Annotated in this window: 19 protein-coding genes and 1 tRNA gene; 12 read left to right on the forward strand and 8 right to left on the reverse strand. The window is 70.2% G+C overall.

The genetic code is table 11. The features are described 5' to 3' along the window. The first annotated feature begins 61 nt into the window (after positions 1–61). Positions 62–2617: a methyl-accepting chemotaxis protein gene (locus ACX9MO_RS14210; RefSeq protein ID WP_462212306.1), complete on the forward strand. Its 2556-nt coding sequence runs from the start codon at positions 62–64 to the stop codon at positions 2615–2617. A gap of 324 nt (positions 2618–2941) precedes the next feature. Here the strand turns inward: ACX9MO_RS14210 and metG are convergent, their stop codons facing one another. Beyond that, complete coding sequence (gene metG / locus ACX9MO_RS14215) at positions 2942–4654, reverse strand: methionine--tRNA ligase (protein WP_462212307.1); 1713 nt, start codon at positions 4652–4654, stop codon at positions 2942–2944. A 150-nt stretch (positions 4655–4804) separates the two neighbouring features. Beyond that, positions 4805–6025 (reverse strand): MFS transporter, encoded by a 1221-nt coding sequence (locus ACX9MO_RS14220; RefSeq protein ID WP_462212308.1) that lies wholly within the window; start codon positions 6023–6025, stop codon positions 4805–4807. 499 nt (positions 6026–6524) lie between these two features. Between ACX9MO_RS14220 and ACX9MO_RS14225 the strand changes: the two genes are divergently transcribed. After that, entirely contained in the window at positions 6525–7568 is a 1044-nt protein-coding gene (locus tag ACX9MO_RS14225; RefSeq protein WP_462212309.1) for an aldo/keto reductase, read from the forward strand. 77 nt (positions 7569–7645) lie between these two features. Continuing rightward, positions 7646–8548 carry an EamA family transporter gene (locus tag ACX9MO_RS14230; protein WP_462212310.1) on the forward strand — a complete coding sequence of 301 codons (903 nt, stop codon included), beginning with the start codon at positions 7646–7648 and terminating at the stop codon, positions 8546–8548. A 21-nt stretch (positions 8549–8569) separates the two neighbouring features. Here ACX9MO_RS14230 and ACX9MO_RS14235 read toward each other — a convergent pair whose 3' ends face one another. After that, positions 8570–9262 carry an NUDIX hydrolase gene (locus ACX9MO_RS14235; protein ID WP_462212311.1) on the reverse strand — a complete coding sequence of 231 codons (693 nt, stop codon included), beginning with the start codon at positions 9260–9262 and terminating at the stop codon, positions 8570–8572. 205 nt (positions 9263–9467) lie between these two features. After that, on the reverse strand, positions 9468–9869 hold the full coding sequence (locus ACX9MO_RS14240) for a DUF983 domain-containing protein (protein ID WP_462212312.1): 402 nt from the start codon (positions 9867–9869) through the stop codon (positions 9468–9470). 324 nt (positions 9870–10193) lie between these two features. Between ACX9MO_RS14240 and ACX9MO_RS14245 the strand changes: the two genes are divergently transcribed. The 4 genes from ACX9MO_RS14245 to ACX9MO_RS14260 all read left to right on the forward strand — a co-directional run bounded on the left by ACX9MO_RS14245 (position 10194) and on the right by ACX9MO_RS14260 (position 12780). Then, positions 10194–10919 carry an EF-hand domain-containing protein gene (locus tag ACX9MO_RS14245; RefSeq protein ID WP_222489347.1) on the forward strand — a complete coding sequence of 242 codons (726 nt, stop codon included), beginning with the start codon at positions 10194–10196 and terminating at the stop codon, positions 10917–10919. A 225-nt stretch (positions 10920–11144) separates the two neighbouring features. Beyond that, positions 11145–11744, forward strand: a complete 600-nt coding sequence (locus ACX9MO_RS14250) for an RNA polymerase sigma factor (protein WP_462212313.1) — start codon at positions 11145–11147, stop codon at positions 11742–11744. After that, positions 11737–12222: a hypothetical protein gene (locus ACX9MO_RS14255; RefSeq protein WP_462212314.1), complete on the forward strand. Its 486-nt coding sequence runs from the start codon at positions 11737–11739 to the stop codon at positions 12220–12222. Before ACX9MO_RS14250 ends, ACX9MO_RS14255 begins: the two co-directional genes overlap by 8 nt. Positions 12223–12225: 3 nt before the next feature. Continuing rightward, a complete protein-coding gene (locus ACX9MO_RS14260; RefSeq protein ID WP_462212315.1) occupies positions 12226–12780 on the forward strand; it encodes a periplasmic heavy metal sensor in 555 nt (184 codons plus the stop codon). Between the two features lie 174 nt (positions 12781–12954). On the opposite strand, the gene ACX9MO_RS14265 is transcribed toward ACX9MO_RS14260, so the two are convergent. Then, positions 12955–13644, reverse strand: a complete 690-nt coding sequence (locus ACX9MO_RS14265; RefSeq protein WP_462212316.1) for a GGDEF domain-containing protein — start codon at positions 13642–13644, stop codon at positions 12955–12957. Continuing rightward, entirely contained in the window at positions 13569–14648 is a 1080-nt protein-coding gene (locus tag ACX9MO_RS14270; RefSeq protein WP_462212317.1) for a response regulator, read from the reverse strand. The genes ACX9MO_RS14265 and ACX9MO_RS14270 overlap by 76 nt, the downstream gene beginning before the upstream one ends. Before the next feature lie 106 nt (positions 14649–14754). Between ACX9MO_RS14270 and ACX9MO_RS14275 the strand changes: the two genes are divergently transcribed. Then, entirely contained in the window at positions 14755–15039 is a 285-nt protein-coding gene (locus ACX9MO_RS14275) for a DUF3572 domain-containing protein (RefSeq protein WP_222489351.1), read from the forward strand. A gap of 329 nt (positions 15040–15368) precedes the next feature. Here ACX9MO_RS14275 and ACX9MO_RS14280 read toward each other — a convergent pair whose 3' ends face one another. Continuing rightward, positions 15369–15830 carry a MarR family winged helix-turn-helix transcriptional regulator gene (locus ACX9MO_RS14280; RefSeq protein ID WP_222489352.1) on the reverse strand — a complete coding sequence of 154 codons (462 nt, stop codon included), beginning with the start codon at positions 15828–15830 and terminating at the stop codon, positions 15369–15371. A 427-nt stretch (positions 15831–16257) separates the two neighbouring features. Between ACX9MO_RS14280 and ACX9MO_RS14285 the strand changes: the two genes are divergently transcribed. The 4 genes from ACX9MO_RS14285 (at position 16258) to ACX9MO_RS14300 (ending at position 20959) form a co-directional block, all read left to right on the forward strand. Beyond that, complete coding sequence (locus ACX9MO_RS14285; protein ID WP_462212318.1) at positions 16258–16968, forward strand: HAD family hydrolase; 711 nt, start codon at positions 16258–16260, stop codon at positions 16966–16968. Between the two features lie 457 nt (positions 16969–17425). Further along, complete coding sequence (locus ACX9MO_RS14290; protein WP_462212319.1) at positions 17426–19213, forward strand: hypothetical protein; 1788 nt, start codon at positions 17426–17428, stop codon at positions 19211–19213. Between the two features lie 145 nt (positions 19214–19358). After that, positions 19359–19931 carry a heme NO-binding domain-containing protein gene (locus ACX9MO_RS14295; RefSeq protein ID WP_222489355.1) on the forward strand — a complete coding sequence of 191 codons (573 nt, stop codon included), beginning with the start codon at positions 19359–19361 and terminating at the stop codon, positions 19929–19931. Next, a complete protein-coding gene (locus tag ACX9MO_RS14300; RefSeq protein WP_462212320.1) occupies positions 19928–20959 on the forward strand; it encodes a diguanylate cyclase domain-containing protein in 1032 nt (343 codons plus the stop codon). Before ACX9MO_RS14295 ends, ACX9MO_RS14300 begins: the two co-directional genes overlap by 4 nt. A gap of 203 nt (positions 20960–21162) precedes the next feature. Here ACX9MO_RS14300 and ACX9MO_RS14305 read toward each other — a convergent pair. Continuing rightward, positions 21163–21237, reverse strand: a tRNA-Gly gene (locus ACX9MO_RS14305). Positions 21238–21651 lie beyond the last annotated feature (414 nt).

Below are 21651 nucleotides of genomic sequence, written 5' to 3' on the forward strand. Positions count from 1 at the left end.
CCCGCACGGGGCCCGGCATATTTTGAGCGGACCTACGGGTCCGGGGCTGCAGGGGCAGAGCATGGACGAGACACAGACCACCCCGCGACGCTGGCGCTTCCTGCGGAGCACCTTCGTGACCGGCACATTGATCACCGCGATCTGCGTCCTGTTGGTCGTGACCACGACGGAAGTGATTTCGAAGCACCGGATCGAGGCGGTGATCCGCGAGGGCGTCGCGGAACGGGCCGTGGACACCACGCGCCTGCTGGCGAACCAGCTCGGCGGGGTGATCAAGTTCGAGAACCCGGGCCCGCTGCAGGATACGCTCGACCGGCTGGGGGAGGACAGCCACGGCGACATGGCGGGCGGCATCGTGCTGACCTCGGCGGGGCAGCAGCTGTTTGCCTCCGAGAGCGCGGGTTTCGATGCGGGGGCCGTCGAGGATGCCGCGCGGGTGGCCCTGCTGACCGGCCAGCCGGAAGCGGCCGCCGGGGGGCTGATCCGGGCCGTCCCGGTGCATTTCGGACCCGATGGCGCGACGGTCGGCGTGCTGGCGCTGCAATGGTCCCCGGCGCGCCAGTTGCTGCAGGCCCGGGCCCAGAGGCTGCGGTCCGCTGCCGTTGCGGGCCTCGTCTTCCTGGTGTCTCTGGCAGGCGTTGCGGCCTTCCAGTGGGCCTGGCTGTCGCGCCCGCTGCTGCGGGTTGCGCGGGCGATGCGGGCAGTGGCGGCCGATGACTTCGACGCGCCGATCCCCGCCCTGACGCGCGGCGACGAGATCGGCACGATGGGGCGTACGCTCGACAGGTTCCGGCAGGCCCTGCGCGCGGCCAAGGACACCCAGCGGGACGCGGCCTTCAAGAGCGCGGCCATCGGGGGCACCAGTGCGCCGATCATGCTGCTGGGGCCGGACTGGCGCATCCTGTTCGTCAACCGGGCCTGCCGCGATCTTCTGGGCGGGCAGCAAGCCTACCTGCGTCGGGACTGGCCCGGGTTTTCCGTCGACGACCTTGAGGGAGACACGCTCGACCAGTTCAGCGGTCTGCGGGAGTTCGCGTCGGACCTGCGTCGGGGGCAGCGTCCCCTGCCGGCCACCCTTGTCGCGCCCTGGGACGACGCGCGGCTCAAGGTGACCGTCGACGCGGTCCTCGATGAGGAGCGGGACGTCGTGGGCTACGTCGTAGAATGGGCCGAGGTCTCGGTGCAGGAAACGAACAGCACGGTGCTGCGGGCCATCGACCTGCAGCAGATGCGGGTGGAGATCCTGCCGCCCGGTGACGTCTCCTTTGCCAATGACGTCTTCCACAAGGTGACCGGCTACCGGAGCGGTCAGGTGATCAATGCCGGTGACCTGTTCCGGGGCGAGGGCTACAGCGAGGCCGAACATGCCCGGATGATCGAGCGGATCAAGGGCGGCGAGTCGATCTCGGGGTTCTTCTCGCTGCGCTGTCCGGATGGCCGGTTCTGCATGGCGATCGGCACCTTCTCCCCGATCATGGACGAGGCGGGGGAAATCGAGCGAACGGTCTTCCTCGGGACCGACATGACGGAGTCGCGCCGCCGCATCCGCGAGGTCGAAGCGGCACAGGAAGAGGCCGCGCAGCGCCAGCACGACGTGGTCGAGGCCCTGCGCGTGGCCCTAGGACGGCTCGCCGACGGCGACCTCACGGCGAGCATCACCACGCAGCTCCCGAAGGAATACGAGGCGCTGCGCCAGAACTACAACCAGGCGCTCGATGCGCTGCATGACGCGATGATCGCCGTGGTCCAGAACGCCGGGTCGATCTCGTCCGAAGCCGGCGAGATCACCAATGCGGCGGATGATCTGGCCCGGCGGACCGAGAAACAGGCGGCCACGCTGGAGGAGACGGCGGCGGCCCTGGACGAGCTGACCGCCTCGGTGAAATCCGCGGCGGAGGGCGCAGATGATGCCAGCCGCATGGCGAACAGCGCCCAGACCAACGCTGAAACCGGTGGCGCCGTCGCCCGGGAAGCGGTCTCGGCCATGGATGCGATCCGGGCATCGAGCCAGGAAATCTCGAAGATCACCAGCGTGATCGACGACATCGCCTTCCAGACCAATCTGCTGGCGCTGAACGCCGGCGTGGAGGCCGCCCGCGCGGGCGAGGCCGGGCGGGGGTTCGCGGTGGTGGCAACCGAGGTCCGGGCATTGGCTCAGCGCTCTTCCGATGCCGCGCGGGAGATCAACGAGTTGATCTCGGCCAGTGGCACCCATGTGAAGTCGGGTGTGGATCTCGTCAACCGGACCGGCGACGCGCTCGGGGCCATCGTGACCTCGGTCGCGGATATCTCCAAGCGGGTGGCGATCATCGCGGCCTCGGCGCGCGAGCAGTCGACGGGCCTGCATGAAATCAACATGGCCATGAACGAACTCGACCAGGTCACCCAGCAGAACGCCGCCATGTTCGAGGAGACCAACGCCGCCAGCCATGCGCTGACCACGGAGGCGGGATCGCTGGTCTCCGCGGCGGAGCGGTTCCGCCTCCGCGAGGGGACGCTGACCCGTTCCGGCCGGGACGAGCCACGCCGCGAGACCAAGACGCCCACCCGCAAGGCGGTGAACGCTCCCGGAGCGGACCGCGCGCCGGTTTCGCAGGAAGGCTGGGATGAATTCTAGGTCGCAGGTGCGCGCGGCTCAGCCCCGTGCCGGTGTACCACTCAGACCCAGGTGCCGGGGCGGAGCTTACCGTCGGGTGCAACGGCGCTACTCAGCCCGAGGTGCCGGCGCGGCTCCCCCTCACCTGAGGGTGAGCGGCCCACCCTCAGGTGATCACTCACCCTCAGGTCGTGGCGAGCCGTTCGTCCCTGTGCCTGCGCGCCGTTCAGCCCCGACGCCGGCAAGCGGTTTGGCCCGGTGCCGGTGCGCTGACCAGACCCGGTACCTCCATGCGGTTTGGCCCGGTGCAGGCGTATGCGTTCTTGCCAGGTGCTGGCGCGCGGCTCAGCCCCGGGTGCCGGCGAAGCGGGTCTGCCAGTCTTCGCGTTCCTCGTCCGTGATCTTGCGGAACAGGTTTTCCGGCACGGAGAAGGCGTGCCCCTCGGGCAGGGCGGCGAGGGCCGCCGAGGCACTCTCCGGCCAGCTGCGGTCCTCGACCGCGAGGGCGGTGCAGAGCGTGTCGGCGGCGTCCGGAATGAAGGGCGCCGAGATCACTGCATAGAGCCGAATCAGGTTCAGAGACAGGCGCACGATGGCCGCGGCCTGCGCCGGGTCTTCCTTGAAGGCGGCCCAGGGAGCAGCGCTCTGCAGGTACTCGTTCCCGGCGACCCAGAGGGCGCGCAACTCCTGCGCCGACTTGCGGACCTCCATCGCCTCCATGTGGGCCGTGTAGGCGGCGAGGCGGCGGTCGATCTCGGCGATCAGGGCCTCCTCGGCGGGGCCGTAGCTGCCGCCCTCGGGCACCGTTTCGCCGAACTTCGAACGGCAGAACTTGGTCACGCGGCTGACGAAGTTGCCCAGCACGTCGGCCAGGTCCTTGTTCACCGACGCCTGGAAGTTCTCCCAGGTGAACTCGCTGTCGGAGCTTTCCGGCGCGTGGGAGAGTAGCCACCAGCGCCAGTAATCCGAAGGCAGCACCTCCAGCGCCTGGTCCATGAAGACGCCGCGCCCGCGCGAAGTGGAGAACTGGCCGCCTTCGTAGTTCAGGTAGTTGAACGACTTGATGTAATCCACCAGCTTCCAGGGCTCGCCGGAGCCGAGGATCGTGGCCGGGAAGGAGAGCGTGTGGAAGGGCACGTTGTCCTTGCCCATGAACTGGGTGTAGGTCACGTCCTGCGCGCCCTTGTCGGTGCGCCACCAGCGTTCCCAGTCCGCGCCCTTGCCGGCATCGACCCATTCCTTGCTGCAGGCGATGTATTCGATCGGCGCGTCGAACCAGACGTAGAAGACCTTGCCTTCCATGCCGGGCCAGTCGTCCGCGCCCTTCTTCACCGGGATGCCCCAGTCGAGGTCGCGGGTGATGCCGCGGTCCTGCAGCCCGTCGCCGTCGTTCAGCCACTTCTTGGCGATCGAGGTGGTCAGCACTGGCCAGTCGGCCTTGCTGTCGATCCAGGCTTCCAACTCGTCCTTCATGGCCGACTGGCGCAGGTAGAGGTGCTTGGTTTCGCGCATCTCCAGATCGGTGGCCCCCGAAATGGTGGAATGCGGGTTGATCAGGTCGACCGGGTCGAGCTGCTTGGTGCAATTGTCGCACTGGTCGCCGCGGGCGCTGTCGAAGCCGCAGTTCGGGCAGGTGCCCTCGATGTAGCGGTCCGGCAGGTAGCGCCCGTCTGTGGGCGAATACATCTGCGTCTCGGAGACCTCGCGGATCAGCCCGCGCTCGGCCAGGACACCGGCGAAATGCTGGGTCAGCAGGTGGTTCTGCTGCGACGAGGAGCGACCGAAGTGGTCGAAGGAGAGGCGGAAGCCCTCGGCGATCCTGGCCTGCACCTCGTGCATCTCGGCGCAATATTCAGCCACGGGCTTGCCGGCCTTGGCGGCGGCAAGTTCGGCAGGCGTGCCATGCTCGTCCGTGGCGCAGAGGAAGAGCACCTCGTGCCCGCGACCGCGCTGGTAGCGCGCAAAGAGATCGGCGGGCAGCTGGCTGCCGACGAGATTGCCGAGGTGCTTGATCCCGTTGATGTAAGGGATCGCCGAAGTGATGAGATGCCGGGCCATGACATTCCTCTTTCCGCTGGATTGGCCCCCCCAATACAGATCGGGGCGGGTGAGTGCCAGAGGCAAGCGTAACTGGCCGTGGGGGGCTGCCTCACAGGGCCCGGACCTCGGGGTGCGCAACCTGCGGGGGCGCAGCCGGTTGGGGGCGTGTCACTCCTCCGGGGTGCGTCCGCGCCGGGTCAGTCGACCGATGGTGAAGGAGGTGCGCGGCGACCAGACGTAGCGGGTGCGAACCTCCGCCGGGCGCGCGCGCATCCGGGAGAGGGTGAAGCCCAGCAGGCCGACATGCCCCGCGCCCACCATGGCAAAGAGCGCGTTGGGACCGAAGGCAGTGATCAGTACCGAGGCGAGATAGGGCGCGACGATGGCCCCCACGGCGTAGAAGAAGAGCAGCGCGGCGGAGAGCTCGACCCGCTGGTCGTCGCCGGCAAAGTCATGGGCATGGGCGGCGGCGATGGAATAGACCGGGAAGGAGGCCATCCCGAAGAGGAAGGCGTTCACCAGCGCGGCCTCGGGCGAGGTGGCGGTCAGCGCGGTGGCGATGCAGGAGAGGATCGTGGCCACGGAGATGCCGGTCAGCACCCAGCGGCGGTCGAACCGGTCGGCGAGCAGGCCGACGGGATATTGCACGAGCGCCCCGCCGAGGATGAAGAGCGCGAGGAACCACGCGATCTGCTGCGGGTCGAGGCCGACTTCCTGCCCGTAGATCGGGCCGATCATCCGGAAGGTCGCGCCCGAGAGCGCCGAGACCACAACCGCGACGGTCGCAAGCGGCGAGCAGTCCCACGACAGCATCGGGCGCAGGCGCGGCGCGCTCGACATGGCGGGCTGGGGCGCGTTGGAGAGCGTGAGCGGGATCAGCGTCGCACAGCAGAGCAGGGCGAGCACGTTGTAGGAGACGTAGGAGGCGGGCTCCAGCACGCCGATCATCAGCTGCGCCGAGAGCGAGGCCCCCATGTCCGCAATCCGGTAGAGCCCGGTCACCCGGCCCCGCGTCTCCTTGGTAGACCGTGCCATGAGCCAGCCCTCGATCACCGTGTAGCAGCCCGCGACGCAGAGGCCGGAGGCGACCCGGAACAGCGCCCAGAACCACGGATCGTGGATCAGCGCGTGGGCGAGGATGCCGATGGCCCCCATGGCGGTGAAGGCCGCAAAGGCCCGGGAGTGGCCGACCCGTCCCATCAGGCGCGGCGCCCACCAGCAGCCCACGAAGAAGCCGAGGAAATGGGCCGAGCCAAGAAGGCCGATCTGCCCGCGGGAGAAGCCGAGCTCCAGCCCGGAGAGCGCATCCAGCGGCCCGACGCCCCCGGAGGACAGCTGCAGCAGGATGACGGAGAGGAACAGCGGGGCGAGGGTAAGCAGGAATCGCATGACGCGACCGTCATGCGCCGCGCGCGGGGGCGCTGCCTTCCGCTTTGCGACAGGCGGAAGGTCGATTTTGCGCCATCACTGCGACGGCTGTGCCGGGGCAGGGGCGCGGGCGCCGGGCCAGACGGGGTGGCCAGAGGGGTTGGGGCAGGGGCGTTTGCGGGAAAGGGATTGTGCCGAAGGGGGCCAAAGGAGTGGGGCCCCTCGTGCAGGGGGGCTCTTACGCGACCGGTGGGCCGAGGAGGCTGGAACGGCTGTGCCGATGCAGGCTCTGCCCATGACGGGGCCATGGCCCATCGCGCGAAACACGCTTGTCAGCGCCCGGCGCGGTGCGGCGATCCTGCCACCTCTTCGGGCATGCAGGGCACGCAATGGCGGGACTTCCTCTCACGGGGGTGACATCGGGCAAAGAATTCGTAAGGTTCGCGCGATAAGCGGGGAAGCGTCAGGCCGTCCGGGTCTGTCTAGTGCCCCCAGGCACCAGCCACAGGACGACGATCACATGCGCAGAACCCAGCTTGGCCGGACCGGTATCTCGGTCAGCAACTATTGCCTTGGCTCCATGACCTGGGGCAACCAGACCGACACGGAGGACGCGCATCGTCAGATCGACAGCGCGCTGGCCGCTGGAATCGACTTCATCGACACCGCCGAGATGTATCCGGTGAACCCGGTGCGCGCCTCCACCGTGGGCCGCACCGAGCGGGTGATCGGCCTCTGGCTGGAGAAGACCGGCAAGCGGGGCGACGTGGTGATCGCCTCCAAGCACAGCGGCGGCGGCAATCGCAACATCCGCGACGGTGCGCCGATCACGGCCAAGAGCATTCCCGAGGTGGTCGAAGGCTCGCTGCGCCGGCTCAAGACCGATTACATCGACCTCTACCAGTTCCACTGGCCAAACCGGGGCTCCTACCACTTCCGCCAGATCTGGGACTACGATCCCTCGGGCCAGAACCGCGAAGAGACCATGGCTCACATGGTCGAGACGCTCGAGGCGCTCCAGAAGCAGGTCGACCGTGGCACGATCCGGGCCTTCGGCCTCTCGAACGAGAGCGCATGGGGCACGACGCAATGGGCGCGCCTCGCCGAGGCGGGCCACGGCCCCCGCGTGGCCACGATCCAGAACGAATACTCGCTGCTCTGCCGGCAGTTCGACAGCGACCTGGCCGAGACCTGCCTGAACGAGGACGTGGGCCTGCTGGCCTATTCGCCGCTCGCCGCCGGCCTGCTGACGGGCAAGTACCAGGGCGGCGCCGTGCCCGAGGCGAGCCGCATGTCGCTGGTCCCCGAACTGGGCGGCCGCAAGACCGAGCGGGTCTTCCCCGCGGTCGACGCCTACCTCGCCCTGGCCGCGAAACATGGCCTCGACCCCGTGCACATGGCCCTGGCCTGGTGCGCACAGCGGCCGTTCATGGCCTCCGTCATCTTCGGCGCCACCACCCAGCCGCAGCTGGACCACATCCTTGCGGGTCTCGAGCTACACCTCTCCGACGAGGTGATGAAAGAGCTCGACACCGTGCATCGGTCGCATCCGATGCCCTTCTGAGCGGCGCGGCCCCCGCGGGGGCCACAGACGTCGCGCGGTGCCGGGGCAGGTCCCCGGCCGTTTCAAGGCGCAATGACATGCCAAGCTGGATTTGGTTCACCCTCGGCGCGGTCTCCTTCCAGACCGTGCGCTTCATGCTGCAAAAACAGCTCAGCCAGGTGGCGCTGGGCGCGGGCGGGGCGACCTTTGCGCGCTTCCTCTATTCCGCGCCGGTGGTGCTGGCCGGGCTGCTGATCTGGGTCGGCAGCACCGGCCGCGACTGGCCCGCGCTCACCCCGGCCTTCTGGCCCTACGTGCTGGCCGGCGGGCTGGCGCAGATCTTTGCCACGCTCTCCATGGTGGCCCTGTTCCGGACCCGCCATTTCGCCGTCGGCATCACCTTCAAGAAAACCGAGACGCTGCTGACCGTCTTCGTGGGCCTCATCGTGCTGGGAGAGACCATCAGCCTCGCGGGCTTCGCGGCGATCCTGCTGGGCATGGTGGGCGTGCTGATCCTCTCTGACAGCGGCGGGGTCGAGGTGCGCGGGCTGCGCCGGTTCTGGAACCGGGCGGCCGGGCTCGGCCTGCTCTCCGGTCTGCTGCTGGCGATGTCCGGGGTCTTCTACCGGGGCGCGACGCTTCAGGTGCAGACCGAGGACTCCATGCTGCGCGCGATCCTCACGCTCGCAGCGGTGGGGATGTCGCAGCTGATCGGCATGGGCGGCTGGATGGCGCTCTTCGACCGGGGCGAGCTGGTCCGCGTCACCCGGGCGTGGAAGACCGCCGGGTGGATTGGCCTGACCTCCATGGCGGGCTCGATCTGCTGGTTCAACGCCTTCACCCTGCAGACCGCGGCCTACGTGAACGCTGTCGGGCAGGTGGAGGTGGTGCTCTCGCTGCTCGCCTCGGTGCTCTTCTTCCATGAGAAGCTGAGCGCGCGGGAATATTGGGGCATCGCCCTGATCAGCGCCAGCGTGCTGGGGCTGATCCTGCTGCTCTAGTCCCGGCGCGGTGCCGCGGGATCAGTCCTGCGGCATCGGGCGGCCATGGAGCCGCTGAAAGGTCTGCTCCTCGTCCCGGTTCGAGAAGAAGGGGACGGAGGCCGGCGGGCTGGGATCGGCGGCCCGCTGCGCGATTTCGGCCAGCACCACCTGCGTGATGAAGGGCAACTTGAACTGGCGCACCTCGGTCAGCGGGATCCACTGGAGGTGTTCCAGTTCCTCGTCGTTGTCGCCGAAATCGTCGAGGTCATTGGCCACCTCGCCTGCATCCACGAGGAAGAACCGCGCATCGAAGCGACGGGGGCGGCCCGGCGGGGTGATGGCGCGGAAGACGAACTGCAGCGCTGCGGCCGAGGGGCGGAAGCCGGCCTGGGCAAAGCCCTGCCAGTCCTCGGGCGCGTCGTTCCATGTGCCCGGCTGGCCGAGGATCAGGCCGGTTTCCTCCCACAGCTCGCGGATCGCGGCGGCGGGCAGGATCTGCGCCATCTCGGGGGCGACACCTTCGCTGATCCGTCCGGCGCAGAGCGCGGGCAGGGGTGAGGCCAGCGGGATCGCACCATCGCCCGGGTCCACGGCACCGCCGGGAAACACGAACATTGACGGCATGAAGGCCGCCTTGGAGCCGCGCTGTCCCATCAGGACGCGGGGCGTGGTGGCGCGGTCGCGCAGGACGATCACCGTGGCGGCGTCGCGGATGGCTGTCTTGTCGGTCATGGTCGGTCTGGTCCTCCGCCGGGCAGACTAGGGGCGGGCGGAGGGCTTGCCAAGCGGAACCGCCCGTCAGGCGGGCAGGCGCGGCGGCCCGATGCATCTGCGCCGGGCCAGTGCCGGAGACCCGTGCCGGGCCCTTTCAGGGCCGGGCCCAAGCCGGGGGCGTTCCGGGCCACAACCGGGCCTGCTTCGGCCCGGCGCGCGCCGGTCAGTCGTTGCCGAAGCCGTGCATCAACCGCGCCCATTGCAGCGCGACGATCGCGCCCTTGAGGCGGGGCAGCAGGTAGAGCGAGAGCGCCACGGTGCCCAGGCCGAAGATGGTGAACAGCACCAGGGGCTCGGGCCGCCAGGTGGTGAAGACCACCAGCAGCAGCGGCGCCATCAGGTGCCCGACGATCAGGATCGTCAGGTAGGCCGGGCCGTCATCGGCGCGGTGGTGGCAATATTCCTCGCGGCAGACCGGGCAGTGGTCGCGCACGGTGAGGTAGCCCTTCATCAGCGGGCCCTGTCCGCAGTTCGGGCAGCGCCGGCGCCAGCCTTTCCACACCGAGGGCCAGAGCGGCCGCTCGTCGGCCTGGGGCGCCGCCTGAGGGTTCGTGTCGCACATCATGTTCGTCTCGCTCGTCCGGGAGGCGCCGGGGGAGGGGCCCGGCAGATGCCTCCGTCACTCAATTCAGACCGGAGGTATAGCAGTTTTGCCGCCACGGGCCTCCCGGGCGTTTGGCCGCAGGCAGGGCAGATGGGCGCTATGTCGCAGGGTGGCGCGTGTCGCGGTCATATTCAAGAAAACTATGACTTACATTCAATGGCTTGGTGCCGATGTGCGATTTTTCCGCCTGTCCGGCGACGGAAGCGCCGGGCCGCCCCGTATCAATCTTCAGAAGCGGCTAGAAAGGCCGGTTCGCCCAGCAGTCAACACATTGGAGACACCAATATGAAACGCGCAACTCTTCTGGCAGGGGCCGCCATCATCGCACTTGGCGCTGCCGCCGCCGGGGCCTACGCCCAGGACGGCAACGGGCCGCGCGCGGGCAAGGGCCCCCGTTTCGACATGTCGCAGATCGACACCGATGGCGACGGGACCATCTCGGCCGAGGAGCGCGAGGCGCATCGTGCGGCCCGCTTCGCCGAGATCGACACCAACGGTGACGGCACCGTCGATCAGGACGAGATCGTGGCCCACATGGAAGCCAAGCGCCAGGAGCGCATGGCCAACCGTGCGGCGCGGATGATCGAATGCCGCGACGGGGACAGCGACGGCAAGCTGACCATGGACGAGATGATGCCGAAGCCCGGCGCCGCTCTCTTCTCCAAGCTGGACGCCGATGGCGACGGCGTGATCTCCGAGGATGAATTCGCCAAGATGGCGGAGATGCGTCCCGAGCGGGGCCAGAAGGGCGACCGCATGGAGCGTCACGGCGGGATGGAGCGCAAGATGGATCAACGCGGCCCCAAGGGCGAGCGTGACCATGCCGAGCGTGGCGATCACGGCCCCCGCAAGGGTGACCACGGCCCGCGCGCGGCCCGCATGGGCGAGCGTGGCATGTTCGGCGGTCAGCGCATGGGCATGATGGGCGACTGTGGCGCGCCGAAGGGCGATGCACCGCAGGCCGGTGAGGCCCCGATGCCGCCGGCAGGCGAGGCCAAGCCAGCCGAGTGAGCCAATAGCGGGGGCCACGTCGTGGCCCCCATCGCAGGCATCCCGGACAGGAGCCCCCGGACATCAGAGTCTGGCCGGGGGTTCAATACGGGATCGGCCGGAATGCATCCCATCGTCTTCCGGCCACCTGCCCGGGCCCGTCGCGGCCCGGGCGCGCAACAGACCGCCCGGGCAGGGCCGCTCCCGATTGCCACGCCCGGATGAACAGGATACGCCGCGGACCATATGACCGATATGCCCCTCGACGCCCTCTCCACGCTGTCGGACGACGCGCTTCTGGTGCTCTTCTCGAACGGCGATCCGGCGGCGGCCCAGCTGCTGACGCGGCGCCTTGCGCCGCGGGTGCTGGCCCATGCCGCCCGGCTTCTGGGCGGGGACCGGGCCGAGGCTGAGGACGTGGCGCAGGAGGCCATGTTGCGGCTCTGGCGGATCGCGCCGGAGTGGCGGCAGGGCGAGGCACAGGTCACCACCTGGCTCTACCGGGTGACGGCCAACCTCTGCACCGACCGGTTGCGGCGGTCCGGGCGCCGGCGCCACGCCGCGCTCGACCAGGTGCCGGAGCCCGAGGACGACGCCGCCACCCCCGCCGAGGCCATGGAGGCCCGCGAGCGGGAGGCGGCGCTGCAGCAGGCGCTGGACGATCTGCCCGAGCGGCAGCGGCAGGCGGTGGTGCTGCGGCATATCGAAGGGCTCGGCAATCCCGAGATTGCCGAGATCATGGACATCTCGACCGAGGCGGTCGAGAGTTTGACGGCCCGGGGAAAACGGGCGCTGGCCAAGGCGCTTGCCGGGCGCAGGGATGAACTGGGGTACGATCATGGCTGACAAGATGCAGGACGACGATCTCGATCTCTTCTTTGCCGCGGCCCGGGACGGGGACCGCGCCCGCTTCGGCGCCGGGGCTGACGCGCCCGCATCCTTCGGGGCCGGCCCTGACAGGGGACAGGCCCCGGCGGGCATGGAGGCTTTCCTCGCCCGGATCGAGGCCGATGCCTTTGCCGCGCAGGCGGCCCGCACCGCGCCGCTGTCCGCCTCAGTGCCCGTGGCCGAAGCCGCTCCGGCCCGTGAGGGCTGGCTGGCGCAGCTCTGGTCCGCCATTGGCGGCTGGCCCTCGCTGGCCGGTCTCGCCACGGCGACGGTGGCCGGCGTCTGGATCGGGATCAGCCCGCCTGCCGCGCTCTCGGCGCAGGCGGCGGTTTTCACCGGGCAGGCCAGCGACAGCGCCTCGCTCGAAAGCGATCTTTACCTCGTGGACCTGATGCCGGGTCTCTACTACGAACTCACCTCCGCCACGGACGGATAGGACATGACCGAACAGACCCCCAAGACCCCCGGCACCGGCGCGAGCCCTGCACGGATGCGGCCCTGGCTGCGTGTCGTGCTGGTGGCGTCGCTGGCGCTGAACCTCGCCGTCGTGGGTGTCGTGGCCGGATCGGCGTTCAAGCCCGACCGCCGTCCGCCGCACCCGCCGCGCCTCGACCAGATGGCAGGCCCGCTGACCTTCGCGCTCTCCGAGGATGAGCGGCGCAGCATCGGCAAGCAGATCTTCGAGGAATACCGCAAGCAGGGCCGTCCCTCGCGCGAGGCGATCCGCGAGGAATACCAGGGTGTGATCGACGCGCTGCGCACCACGCCCTTCGATCCCACCGTGGTGGAGCAGAGCCTCGCCCGGCAGCGGGCGGCCGCGACCGACCGGGCCGAGGCCGGGCACCGCGTGCTGCTGGCCCATCTGGAGGGGCTCTCCGACACGGACCGGGCTGCCTTTGCCGACCGGCTGGAGGAAGGGCTGAATCGCTTCCGCGACGGCCGCCCGCCGAAAGACCGGGGCGATGGCCCGAAGGACGAGGAACGCCGTCCCTGATTGGGCGGAGGCGTCGCCGGGCCCCCACCGGGCCCCCACCGGGATCGCGTTCCTGGGGCATCCTGGTCGGTGCCGGACAGCGTCCGCGCGTGCGGTTCGGGAGGCGTCTGGTATCGCGTTCGGGTTGCTTGAATGACCATTCCCCCGAATGGCGCCTGACCTCGGGTTGGGGCCTCAGAGTCGCGCCCTGCGTGGCGCCCGGGCTGCGCCGGGGTCCAGGTCCGGGCTGCCGTCGGGCGTCTCGTCACCGGGGCTGACGCTGACCCTGTCACGACCGAGAGCCTTCGCCTCGTAGAGCGCCCGGTCCGCCCGGGCGATGAGGTGTTCGGCCGCGGCCTCAACGGCAGGCTGATGGGGCAAGGTGTCGCGTGGAGATGCCACGCCGAGGCCGGCCCCCCATCCGGAGGCGGGCGCGTGGGCTGCGGTCTGCACGGCGGTCGGGCATGTGGCCGACCTCGTGCGCGGCGCGGCGCCCTGCATCGCGCCCGGGCCATTGCCCTGGCCACTGCTTTGCTCACGACCCGGCCCGATACCCGGCGCAGGGGCGGCAACGGTATAGGAGAACGGGCCAGCGAGGGCCACCCCCAGGGACAGCGTGCAGTGCAGACGTTCCTCCCGCGCGGGCAGGGGGATCGGGGTTTCCGCAAGGCGGCCGCGCAGGCGTTCGGCGACGATCGCCGCCTCGGCGCGACCGGTGTCGGGCATGGCGATCAGGAATTCCTCGCCGCCGATGCGGGCCACCATGTCGCGGCTGCGCAGGTTGTCGCGCAGCAGGTCGGCCACGGCGATCAGGGCAACATCGCCCGCCGCATGGCCGAAGCGATCGTTGACCGTCTTGAAGTGGTCGATGTCGGCCAGGGCCACCGCGAAGGGCCGCCCCGTGCCCGCGGCATCCGCAATCCCGTGCCCGCGGCATCCGCAATCATGCGGGCAAGGTGGGACAGGGCGTAACGCCTATTGTAGAGCCCGGTCAGCGGATCGGTCACCGAGGCGCGCATGCCGTCTGCCAGGCGCTGCCGCAGCGCCGCGCCGGTGCGCTTGCGGCGCATGAGGATCTGCAGCCGCAGGAGCATTTCGGCGGGATCGAACCCCTCGGACATGAGTGCGCCGGCCCCGAGGTCGAGCGCATCGGCGGCGACCGGGGTGTCGCGGTCCCGGGTGAGGGCCAGCACTTCGGCGTGGCGGGTCTCCTCCCGCGCGCGGATGCCCGAGATCAGCGCCGCGACATCTGCCTTGTCGGCGGTGTCGATGTCGATGACGTAGACGTCCGGCGCGCTGCCGCGGGTGCCGCGCAAAGCCTCGGTGATCGAGAGCGCCGTGACCTCGTGGGTCGAATGCCGCGCGAGGGTGGCGGCCCAGTCCGCGGCCACGGCGGGCTGCCGGGTCACGACCACCACCCGAGCGGGCGGGGCGGGGCCGCGGAACGTCTCCGCCGTTTCCGCGAGGCCCAGCATGGTGCCGGTCGCATCGCGCAGCCGCAGTTCCTCGGCCGCGGCGCGGGCGCGCAGCAGGCTGCGCAGCCGGGCGTTGAACCGCCCCTCCCGCTCGCCGAGGGGCGCGACGTCATCGGCGCCGGCCTCCAGCAGGCGCGCGCGATGGCTGCGGCTGGCGTGCCGCGTCAGGGCCACGATCGCCGCGTGCTGCCCGGCCGGATCGGCGCGCAGCTGCGCGATCAGCTCCGCCGTGGGGACCGAGAGCAGCGTATCGCCGAGCAGGATCAGGTCCGGTGAGGGCCCGTCCCGCAGCGATTGCAGGCCCTCTTCGGCGCTGCGCGCCTCCCGCACGGTGGCATAGGTCAGCGCCAGCCGTGCCTTCAGCGCGATCCGCGACCTGGCGGAGGCGTCGATGATGAGGACCTTTTCCACCATGGTTTTGCGCTACCCTGGGATACCTTGCTGCCGAACAGTTTCGGTTGAGACTGGTTAAGAAATCCTTTCTCACTGCCGGGGAGACTGAGCGAGGGAGAGTGATTCCATGTCCATGACCAGAGAAGCAGCAGAGACCCTTGCCCTGCAATGCCTTGGTTGGCTGGCAGGGCAGGAGGACCTGATCGGGGTGTTCCTCGGGGCCTCGGGGGCCTCGACAGAGGACCTGCGCACCCAGGCGCAGGACCCGGAGTTCCTGGGTTCGGTGCTGGATTTCGTGCTGATGGACGACACCTGGGTGGTGCAGTTCTGCGACGCGGCGGGGTTGTCCTATCACCTGCCGATGACGGCGCGCGCGATGCTGCCGGGCGGCCAGCAGGTGCATTGGACCTGAGCGCGGCGGGTCTGTCTGGGCTGACGGGTCCCTGCTGACGGGGGCCCTGCTGACTGGGCCCTGCTGAGTGGGGCCGTATTGATTGGGGCCCTGCTGAATGGGGATGGGCTGATTGGGGCGGGAACCCCCTGAGAGCGTGCCGCATCTCGCCTCCCGTGTCACCACATCGTCGGCCGACCCGGAGCCTGTGGCTCAGTGCAGGCAATCCGCGGGGCAGGGCTCTGCCGTGTCGCCTCTGACGCGCGGCAGGAGAGGTCGGTCGGGAAAACCGGGAGGGCGTTGCCTCCTGCGTCGAAGCGCCCGGGCAGGCGCCTGCCTGTGCCGGTGGGTCAGAGCCCGGGCAGGGCGCGGTCCTCGGCGCGGGTGAGACGCTCCAGCAGGCGCTTGAGTTCCGCCTCTTCCTCCTCGGTCAGGCACTCGGACATGACCTCCGCGTTCTGCCGCGCGAAGGGCGTGCCCTGCACCACGGCGGCCCGGCCCTCGTCCGTCAGGCGGACCTGCCGGGTGCGGCGGTCGGCCTCGCCGGTGTCGCGGGCCAGCAGGCCCTTGCCCTCCAGCTGGCGCAGCGCGCGGGAGGTGGCGGTGCGGTCGATGCCGACGAAATCCGCGAGGTCTGACGGCTGGGTCAGCCCCTCGTTCGCCACGCCGAGCAGGAGGCACCAGGTCAGCCGGGTCAGGCCGATGGTGCGCAGCATGTCGTCGAAACGGCGTTCCTGGATGCGCGAGGCCATCGACAGGCGATAACCGAGGGAGTCGTGCAGGCGGTAGGGGGGCGGGCTGTCTGTCGTCATGACACCAGAGCGCCCTTGCCGGGCGGGCTTGTCAAGCCGGACGTGGAGGAGACCTGCGAGGGAGCAGGGCGGGATGGTGATCGACGAGGGGCCCTGTGGGGGCCGCGGGCAGGTGAGGGGCGGCGCTGCCTGGGCTGGAGCGGCCAGTGCAGCGCCCGCGGTCGATCGCTTGCGATCCGGTACCGCTCCGGTCTACCGGTGCCAGTGACATTGCTGCCCGTCATGGCACTCCCCGTCATGCCGCTGTCGGTCATGCCGCCCATGATGCCGTCGTGTGTGGCGCTCCGCCCGTGCCGCCGCTGCCGCGCAGACAGCCGGGAGAGGGCCCCCGTCGCCACAGCGCGGCCCCGCCCGGCAGAGAGGGCTTGCCATCCGGCCCCGCTGCCCCGATGGTCCGCCCGTCGCAGACCCAGAAGGACACGAGGCCATGATCGACGGAATTCTCTTCGACAAGGACGGGACGCTTTTCGATTTCGAGGCGACCTGGAGCCATTGGGCCTCGGACATCCTGCGCGAGCTCTCCGCGGGCGATGCGGCGCTGGAGGCGCAGATGGCTGCGCGGCTCGACTTCGACCTGGGGCAAAAGCGGTTCCGCCCGGGCAGTGTCGTGATCGCGGGCACCGGGGCCGAGGTGACGGAGCTGCTGGCGGATCTGGCCCCCGGCTACGGGCGCGACGCGTTGGAGGACTTCCTCTCGGACCGCGCCGCGGAGGCGCCGCAGGTCTCGCCGGTGCCGCTGGCGCCGTTGCTGGACGGGCTGCGCGCGCGCGGGTTGCAACTTGGGGTGATGACCAATGACGCGGAACGGGCCGCCCGGGCGCATCTGGGCCGCGAGGGCGTGCTGGATCGGTTCCGGGCGGTGATCGGCTTCGATTCCGGCTATGGCGGCAAGCCCGCGCCCGATCCCCTGCTGGCCTTTGCCGAGATCGCCGGCCTCGACCCGGCGCGCGTCGTCATGGTGGGGGACAGCCTGCATGATCTTGTCGCGGGCCGCGCCGCCGGGATGCGGCGGGTCGCCGTGCTGACCGGGGTCGCGGGGGCCGAGGAACTGGCGCCCCATGCCGAGACGGTGCTGCCCGATATCGGCCACCTGCCGGGCTGGCTGGACAGTCTCGCGGCTGGGGCGGTCACGGCCTGACCGGCAGACGGCAGGGGCATCAAGCTCACATTGCCTGTCATGCGGCAGGCCCGGTCGGGTGGCTGGGAGGCGCGCCGCGTCCGCCGTTCGGGATGTGCCCCGGGCGCGATGTCTGACCCGTTGCCCGTCCGCTTTGGCACATGCCTGCCGCCTGCGATGCGTGGCGGGTGCGAGGCCGGGGCATGATCTATGCGCCTTGGTCTGAGCACCACTTCTCCGCCTGCGGGACGTGACCGGGGCACGCCGCGCGTCATTTCGGCACTGCGCCCGGCAGATGACACCTGTGTCGCGCCCGTTCATCGGCCAACGCGCCCCGCCCGGCGGCTGACCGCGCCGCCCTTCATCCTCTGACGCCCCTTCAACCGGCGCGCCTTCGCCGGTCCGGGCGCCACGTGCCCTTGGGCGAGGTGGCCTCTGCCCGGGACGGCGGCTAGACTTCCCCTCCCGGAGGTGCCCGATGACCCAGACCCAAGACCCCCAGTCCCCGCCCGCCGCCGTGCCGGAGCCGCCCGCCAGCGGCCATCTTGCCATGGCGCTCGTGGGCCTCGCGGCGGGGCTGTCCTTCTGGACGCTGACCGACGTGCTGCCCGAGGTTCTGGGTACCGGGCGCCTGCTGCTCTGGCTGGCCTGTGTCGCGCTTGCGGGCTTCGTCTCGCTGCTGGCGCTCTCGGGGCCGGCGCGGATGCGGCAGGCGGGGCAGGCGGCGCTGATCCTCGCGCTGCCGCTGTCGGGGCTCGTGCTGCTGGCGAGCCTGCGCTACGACAGCGTCCGGGCCTTCGCAGAGAGCGGCTACTGGTTCGGCGCCTTCGCGATCGTGCTGGTGCCGGGCATGGCCTTCCTTGCCGCCGCCGTCACCCGGCCGGAGGGCTGGCGCGATCCGGCGCTGCTCTTCGATATCGCCTGGACGATCTTCCTGCGGCAACTGGTGGGGATCGCCTTCGCCGGGCTGGTCTGGCTGGTGGTGCTGCTCTCCTCCGCGCTGCTGGAACTCGTCGGAATCCGCGTCATCGACCGGCTGATCGACCTCGCGCCGGTGCCCTGGGCGCTGACCGGTCTGGCGCTCGGCCTCGGGCTTTCGGTCGCCCATGACCTGCGCGCGCATCTCTCGCCGCTGCCGGTGCTGCGCCTTCTGCGGCTGCTGGCGCCTGTGCTGCTGGTGGTGGTGGCCGTCTTCCTGCTGGCGCTGCCGCTGCGCGGGCTGGACGGGCTCTTCGGGCGGCTGTCGCCGGCGTTGCTGCTGCTCAGCGTGGCGGCGGGGGCGGTGACGGTGATCTCCGCTGCGGCCGACCGCGACGCGGCGGGTGCGGTGCGCGCTCCGCTCCTGCGGCGCAGTGCCATGGGGCTGTCGCTGCTCCTCGTGCCGCTGACCGGGTTGGCGATCTGGGCCATTGCGCTCCGGGTGCAGCAGTTTGGCTGGACCCCGGCGCGGCTGGCCGGGATGCTCTGCGGGCTGCTGCTGGCGGGCTATGCCGTGGCCTACACGCTGGCGGTGCTGCGCGGCGATTGGGATGGCGGCGTGCGGCAGGGCAACCGCTGGCTGGCGCTGCTCTCCATGGCCGTGGCGGTCCTCTGGCTGACGCCGCTGCTGAGCGCCGAGGCGATCTCGGCCCGGTCGCAGGCCGCGCGGCTGATGGCGGCGCAGGGCCCGGAACCGGACCTGGCGATGGAGGAGCTGGCCTTCGACTGGGGCCGCCCGGGCCGCACCGCGCTCGACCGCGTGGTGCAGGCGCGCGGGGCTGACGATCCCCTCGGCCAGCAGATCGCCGCCTTGCTGGAGGCCCCCGACCGTCGCACCGCCACCGAGGTGCGCCGCGCAACCGCGCGGGCCGAGACCTTCGCCACCCTGCAGGCCGCCCTGCCGCTCCGGCCCACGGGCATGACCCTGCCGGACGGCGCCTTTGACGCGGTCAACGACTGGCAGATCACCACATGGGCCGAGGCCTGCGCCCGGCTGGACGGGGCGGACCGCCCGGGCTGTGTCCTGCTGGAGGCGCCCTTCCAGCCCGATCGGGCGGAGCGCCAGTTCGCCATGCTGACCGACACCGGCTCCGGCGTCCTCGCGCTGCGCTACGTGCTGGAGGCGGGGCAGCTGCAGCCGGAGGGATCGCTCCGCCTCGAGGGCGCCAGCGGGGAACTCCTGAGCCGCGCGGATCTTGCCGCGGTGCAGGAGGGGCGTTTCTCCGTCACGCCGGTGCGCCGCAATGCCCTGCGCATCGGCGAGAGCCGCCTGAGTCCCGACAATTGAAAACGTTGGTTCTATCTTAATTCCGCTCCGCGATGCTGCACCCCGCGCCTCCCGACAGGCGGGCGGCGGGTCATCGCACCCATGGGACACATGTGTCTCATGGACAGGGCCGCCATGGGTCAGCAGCAGAAGGGGACCGGCACGGATGCACGGCCTGATCAACAAGGCGATACAGGTCTTCCTGCAGGACAGCTACGGCCCCGATCTCTGGTCGGAAGTGTTGCAGCGTGCCGATCCCGGGGTCTCGGGCTTCGAGGCGATGCTGCGCTACGACGATGCGGTGACGGAGCGGCTGGTGACCGCCGCCGCGCTCGCCCTCGACCGGCCGCCCGCCACGGTGCTGGAGGATCTGGGGACCTACCTCGTCAGCCACCCGCACATGGCCGGGCTGCGCCGCCTGCTGCGTTTCGCGGGCGTGGGATACGAGGATTTCCTGACCTCGCTTGATGACCTGCCGGACCGGGCGCGGCTTGCGGTGCTCGACCTCGACCTGCCGCAGATGGCCCTGAGGCAGGTCAGCCCCGGGCTCTTTACCCTGTCCTGTCGCGGCGGGCCGAAGGGATTCGCCTGGGTCATGGTCGGCGTGCTGCGCGCCATGGCGGATGACTACGGCGCCCTCGTCACGCTGGAGCGCCGCGGCGACACGATCGAGATCCGGCTGGTGGAACGGGACTTCTCCGAGGGCCGCGCCTTCGACCTCGGCGCGCGCACCGGATGAGCGGCGGGCTGCAGACCTTCGGCCCGCACGGGCCCGCCTTCGGGACGCGGGGGCTGTGCGACCTCGGGGGCGTCTTCGATGCGCTCTGCCCAATGCACCTGGTGCTGGACGAGACCGGGCACATTCGCCACGCCGGCCCCACGATCCAGAAGCTCTGGCCCGAGGCGCCGCTGACCGACGCCCGCTTCCTGGAGGTCTTCGAGCTGGCGCGCCCGGGGGCGGTGACCTCGATGCAGGCGCTGATGGCGACGGCGGGCCGCAAGCTGCACCTGCGGATGCGCGCCGCGCCGCGCACGGCGCTCAACGGCCTGCTGATCCCGCTGGAGGCGGGCGGCGCCGTGGTGAACCTCTCCTTCGGGCTGTCGGTGCAGGGGGCCGTGCGGGCGCACCACCTGACCGGGGCTGATTTCCCGCCCACGGACCTGACGGTGGAACTGCTCTACCTGCTGGAGGCGAATGCCATGGTGATGGATGCCTTCACCCAGCTCAGCCTGAGGTTGCAGGGCGCCATGATCGCGGCGGAGGAACAGGCCTTCACCGACACGCTCACCGGGTTGAAGAACCGGCGCGCCATGGATCATGTGCTGGCCCGACTGATCGCCCAGGGGGAGCCATTCGCGCTGATGCATGTGGACCTCGACTACTTCAAGGACGTGAACGATTCCCTTGGCCATGCAGCGGGCGATCACGTGCTGCAGCACGTGGCCCGCAAGATGCTGGAGGTGACCCGGGACGAGGATACCGTGGCCCGGGTGGGCGGCGATGAGTTCGTGCTGATCCTGCACAATCTCGCCACCCGCCGCCGGATCGAGGAGATCGCCCAGGCCCTGCTGGCCCGACTGCAAGAGCCGATTCCCTACCAGGGGCGGCCCTGCCGGATCGCCGCGTCGATCGGGATTGTCCTGTCGGGCGATTACACCGCGCCCGAGGCTGATCGCCTGCTGCACGACAGCGATACCGCGCTCTATGCGGCCAAGCGCGGCGGGCGCGCGCAGCATGTCTTCGCCGCGCCGGGCGAGGGGGCCTAGGGAGCGTTTCCGCCAATGAGGTCTGGCGTGAGGTGGGGCGCCTTCACGTGGGATGACGGCCTGCCCGCGGCGGCCCCGGGTGCGAGGTCAGATGGGAGGGCTGGACGGGAGATGCCATGGCCGACATGACGGTCACGGATAACCGGACTGCGTTTCCACCGGCCCCGGCGGATCGCTACCAATTTGTCTTGATGGAGAGAAATTGGAGCGGGCGATGAGATTCGAACTCACGACCCTTACCTTGGCAAGGTAATGCTCTACCCCTGAGCTACGCCCGCGTCCTTGGGTGGGGCTCATGTATTGTCTGGCGCCGAGACCCGCAAGGGGAAAATGCAGCGATCCGGGAAATTGCCGTATCGTCATCCCGCGCAGGGCGTTCGGACGCTGCGGCAAGCAGGCGGAGCGACCCGCTGGACAGGCGACATGGGGCCCGGAAGGGCGAAGCAGGGGGCCGGATCAGCGCCCGGGCGCAACTGGCGGGCAGCGCGTGCGGTGGCCACCAAGCCCGATGGGACGGAGAACTCGACAGAGAGGAGAGGGCGGGGTCTCACTGGCTGTGGTGAGGGCCAAGCCAGTGCCATCGGTCATCAGAGAGAATGGGCCCGAGGGCGACGCTGCGATGGGGCCGACACGGCGGCGCGGATAACGACGACCGGGTCCGGAATAACGCTGCAGAGGGGAATGTCGGGTGG

It is taken from the genome of Pseudooceanicola profundus, from assembly GCF_054919315.1.